Below are 1,681 nucleotides of genomic sequence, written 5' to 3'. Positions count from 1 at the left end.
CTCCCGGGACGAGCTGTCGTTCTATCCGCTGATCTACTGGCCGATCGATCCGGCCGCACCGATGCCCAGCCAGGCAGCGATCGCCCGCGTCGACGCCTATATGCAGCAAGGCGGCACGGTGCTGTTCGACACCCGCGACCAGTTCGCCAACGGCATCGGCGCCGATTCGACCAGCCCGGCGACGGAGCGGCTGCGCGACATCCTCGGCAATCTCAACGTGCCGCCGCTGGAACCGGTACCGTCCGACCACGTGCTGACCAAATCCTTCTTCATCCTGCCCGAATTCCCCGGCCGCTTCGCCGGCAGCCCGCTCTGGGTCGAGGCCTCGCTCGACGCCAGCAACGCCGAGAACCGGCCGGTGCGTACCGGCGATGGCGTCTCGCCGATCATGATCACCGCCAATGATTTCGCTGGCGCCTGGGCGGTCGACGAGAACGGCGATGCGCTGCTGCCAACCGTGCCGGCTGACCCGATGCAGCGCATCTACGCGCTGCGCGCCGGCGTCAACATCATGATGTACATGCTGACCGGCAACTACAAATCCGACCAGGTGCACGTACCCATACTGCTCGAACGGCTGGGGCAGTAGAATGAGTTTGTTTGGTGCCCTCCGGTCGCGGATAAACCCTCCCCAAAAAGAGGAGGGTAAGGAATGAATTGGTCGATCTCCTTCGAACCGCTGATCTCCTGGCCACTGCTGACCTTGGCGCTGGTGCCGCTGGCGCTGCTTGCGCTGGTCGGCCTGTGGTTTCGCCAGCGCGGTTCGGTCTTCCGCTTCATCGCCCTTCTGGCGCTCGCCGCCGCTTTGTTCAACCCGGTGTTCCTCAACGAGGAGCGCGAGCCGCTGAAAAGCGTTGTCGCCCTCGTCGTCGACCGCAGCCAGAGCCAGGATATCGGCGACCGCACCAAGCAGACCGACGAGGCGTTGGCCGGGCTGCAGCAGCGGCTTGGCCGCTTCAAGCAGTTCGACGTGCGCGTCGTCGAGGCCGGCAAATCCGAGGCCGCCGAGGAACGCACCGAGACACGGCTGTTCGGCGCGCTTGAAGGCGCCTTCCGCGACGTGCCGCCGTCACGGATCGGCGGCGCCATCATGATCACAGATGGCGAGGTCCATGACGCCCCCCCGGGAGCGCCCGATTTCAACGCTCCGCTGCATGCGCTGATAACCGGCAACGATCACGAGAAGGATCGCCGCATACGTTTCGAGAACGCCCCGCGCTTCGGCCTTGTCGGCAAGCCGCTCGACATGACCTACCGCGTCGTCTCGACCGAAAACGAGACCGGCCCGGTCGATGTGCGCGTTTCGGTCAATGGCGAACAGGTCGCGGTCGAGCACGCCACTGTCGGCCAGGCGATGCCGTTGCAGGTCACCATTCCGGGCGCCGGCCGCAACATCGTCGAACTCGCCATCGATCGCGAACCGGGCGAACTGACCGACACCAACAACCGCGCCATCGCGCTCATCGACGGCATTCGCGAGAACTTGCGCGTGCTGCTCGTCTCCGGCGAGCCGCATGCCGGCGAACGCACCTGGCGCAACCTGCTGAAATCCGACGCCTCGGTCGATCTCGTCCATTTCACCATCCTGCGGCCGCCGGAAAAGCAGGACGGCACGCCGATCAACGAATTATCGCTGATCGCCTTCCCGACCCGCGAACTGTTCGTCGAGAAGATCAAGGAT

1 protein-coding gene and 1 pseudogene are annotated in these 1,681 nt (G+C 65.0%); both read left to right on the top strand.

All coding sequences use genetic code 11. The annotated features are described in order from the left end of the window. On the top strand, positions 1-589 hold a 589-nt coding region (locus EN984_RS33645), incomplete at its 5' end, for a DUF4159 domain-containing protein (protein ID WP_164765877.1). A gap of 63 nt (positions 590-652) precedes the next feature. Continuing rightward, positions 653-1,681 (top strand): annotated as a pseudogene (locus EN984_RS33640) (hypothetical protein); the annotation flags it as partial.

It is taken from the genome of Mesorhizobium sp. M7A.F.Ca.CA.004.12.1.1, assembly GCF_003997835.1.
GTDB lineage: Bacteria > Pseudomonadota > Alphaproteobacteria > Rhizobiales > Rhizobiaceae > Mesorhizobium.
The sequence above is the reverse complement of the archived record's forward strand: the minus strand, read 5'-3'. Positions and strand labels throughout refer to the sequence as shown.